At 65.0% G+C, this 537-nt stretch carries 1 protein-coding gene; it reads left to right on the top strand.

Annotated features, from left to right (window positions below):
• Nucleotides 1-537 (top strand): AMP-binding protein (locus tag NLI01S_RS24880; protein ID WP_157091147.1); only part of this gene is annotated, 537 nt, incomplete at both ends.

The raw sequence follows: 537 nt of genomic DNA, 5'->3' as shown, positions 1-537 counted from the left end.
CCCTCGCGTATGTGATGTTCACGTCGGGTTCGACGGGGGTGCCCAAGGGTGTGGCGGTCACGCATGGGGACGTGGTCGCTTTGGCTTTGGATGGTCGTTGGGGTGGTGGTCGTGATGAGCGGGTGCTGTTCCATTCCTCGCATGCCTTCGATGCGGCGACCTATGAGATCTGGACTCCGTTGTTGCGGGGTGGTGCGGTGGTGGTGGCGCCTGCGGGGCGGATTTCGGCGGAGGAGTTCGGGCGGGTGGCCCGGGAGTACGGGGTGACGTCGACGTTTGTGACGGCGGCGTTGTTCAACCTGTTCACGGCGCAGGATCCGACGTGTTTCGCGCCGTTGCGTGAGGTGATCACCGGTGGTGAGGCGGCTACGCCTTCGGCGGTGGCGAAGGTGGTGGCCGCGTGTGCGGACACGGTGGTGGCCAATGGTTATGGGCCGACGGAGACGACGACTTTCGCTGCTCATTTTCGGGTGGATGCGGGGGATGTGCCTTCGGGGTCGGTGCCGATCGGTAGGCCGTTGGATGGGATGAGCGCTT

This window comes from Nocardiopsis listeri NBRC 13360, assembly GCF_001570765.1.
GTDB lineage: Bacteria > Actinomycetota > Actinomycetes > Streptosporangiales > Streptosporangiaceae > Nocardiopsis > Nocardiopsis listeri.
The sequence above is the reverse complement of the archived record's forward strand: the minus strand, read 5'-3'. Positions and strand labels throughout refer to the sequence as shown.